The sequence below is a fragment of the Burkholderia sp. BDU5 genome (genome assembly GCF_001522845.1).
GTDB classification, from domain to species: domain Bacteria; phylum Pseudomonadota; class Gammaproteobacteria; order Burkholderiales; family Burkholderiaceae; genus Burkholderia; species Burkholderia mayonis.
Genome location: NZ_LOWC01000098.1, coordinates 1 through 2064, shown reverse-complemented (window position 1 = coordinate 2064; position 2064 = coordinate 1). Strand labels below are relative to the sequence as shown.

Annotated in this window: 2 protein-coding genes; both read right to left on the bottom strand. The window is 58.4% G+C overall.

Annotated elements, in window-relative coordinates; genetic code table 11:
- Nucleotides 1-102: 102 nt before the first annotated feature.
- On the bottom strand, nt 103-1761 hold the full coding sequence (locus tag WS69_RS15345) for a type VI lipase adapter Tla3 domain-containing protein (protein WP_059471590.1): 1659 nt from the start codon (nt 1759-1761) through the stop codon (nt 103-105).
- A gap of 18 nt (nt 1762-1779) precedes the next feature.
- Nucleotides 1780-2064: effector protein Tle3 domain-containing protein (locus tag WS69_RS15340; protein WP_059471589.1), on the bottom strand; the 285-nt coding region annotated here is incomplete at its 5' end.

Genomic DNA, 2064 nt, shown 5'->3' with positions numbered 1-2064 from the left:
AAGCTGGCCCAGCGCAACGTCGACACGACGGCCTAATTCGCGTCACAGCGCAAGGGCGTGGTCAATCGATCGCTTACGAATCACACCGCGCATACAGGCCTCTTATCGGAAAGGACTCACGTCCGGTTGCTTGTGCGTCGGTGAGCTCACCATCACGATCGTCGCCGTGCCGTTCGGCCGCCGATTGATCGTGGCGCTGGCTCCGCCTTCGTTGTAGCTTGCGATCAGGCCCAGTCCGATTTGCACCAACGGCGAGCTGATGCCCGTGTTCCCGATCCGGCGGCCGATGTCGTAGCCTTCCTTCACGTCATCGAGACTCGGCGCGGACGGACCGCTTTGCGCGAGCGCCTGGTTGATCGGCGCGACCCAGCTGCGATCGCCCGTCGTGTCATAGAAGATCCGCTTCGGCGTTTCGCCGGTCGGCAGCGTATCGACGGCCTGCTGCCACCCCGCCTTGAGCGCTTCCGCCTGCTGCGCGGTCTTGAGCGGCTTGCCGTGCGCATCGGCGAGCTTCACGTCGATGGGCCGATGCAGGTAGCCGAGCAGCGGCGCGTTGTCGAATTGCCTCACCTGCCATGTCGTCCAGCGCACGGGGATGTACGGCGTGGGTTTGAACTCGCCCGGGCCTTTGTTGCTGATCGTTTTCCAGAAATCGGGGAGTTTGGCTTGCCACCAAGCGGACGTTGCAAAACCGGCCGACATCGGAGTATCCACTCCGGCTCGCTTTTCTTCCGCCTCGTAATGCGCCGTGAAGCTGTCCGGCCCCCGATCCTGATTGACTTTCCAGAAAAAATTCCACAGCCGCGTGACATCGTAGTCGGCGGTGCCGTTGTTTACATTCTCCGTTTGCTCAACGGCATACGGACGAATCAGTCGATCAACTCGATCGGAGCGGGACACTAGCATCGCGACCATGCTGTCCGGCATTGAAGGAATGTTGGACTGTCCGAACGTATCGATGTAGCCGGGGGTTTCATTGAGCCAGCGCTTCATCGATCCATCCAGCGTGTAGATGATGGCCTCCGGCACATCCGGATGCGAGTCGAAGAACGCAAACAGCTTTTCGATGATACTGGCGCCATCGTCCGTATTCGCATCCTCCTGCCACAACAACAGTGTTACCCCCAAGCTCGCCTCTTGCCGAATTCCATCGAGTGCTGCTCCGGGGCGACCGAAACGGCGGTCCTTCGGCGGCTCCCAAATGAACACCGGAACCGGCCAATATTCGACGGAATTGCGCGCTCCAAATTTGAAGCTGATCCGAGTCGACAAGCCGAGATCCGTCATTCGCTCGTCCTTGTTTGCCGGATAATCAGTGGGATTTTGTGACATGTACGTCGAATGATTGTCTGCCTTGGCTCGTATAGCCTTCCAGATCTCTTCATTTGTTTCATGTCCCGTGACAAGTCCAAGGCCGCGAACCTCTAACACGTAATTAGCACCGGTCTGACCGAGTAACGCGGGCGCGCCATTATTGCCGTGCGTCGTCGCTGCGTGCGTATCCAATGCAGCAGACGCTGAACTCATAGTTGCCGGCGTCGACTCATGCGGAGCTCGATGCATCCACACATAGCTCGCCGCAAAGGCCGCTGCGACGCCCCCCAGTGCAACCAATACCCCGTTGCGAATACTAGCCGCCATGCCCGGCATCTCCTGTCCCGTTGCTTGCCAATAGTGATAATGCCGCGCCATCACGAGGAACGTCCAACCCAGCGCGATCAATACGAATACAGCCGCGAACGGCCAGATACGAGGTTTCATAGCGCCTCTTCAATAATCTCATGTTTTGCTCTCGACCTTCAGTTCGCTGGTCACGAGCGGTGGCATGGTGAGAGGTACATACTTCTCGTCGGGAAATCGGCCGGTCTTGTAGTAATCGACACACGCTTTCACGAATTCGCGCGTGTGTTCGTCCAAGCGCCCGAAGTTCTTGCATTTCTGGATATTTCGATACACGTCCGGCGTCATCTTCCAATCAGCCATCAATAGCAACAACTGCCGCCAGTCCGGATCATCCAACGTCACCGCCTGGCCGACCGCGACATCCATCGCCGTGACCCAGCG

Coding starts and splice junctions, on each gene's coding strand:
- WS69_RS15345 (WP_059471590.1), bottom strand. CDS start 1,761: ATGAAACCTCGTATCTGGCCGTTCGCGGCTGTATTCGTATTGATCGCG.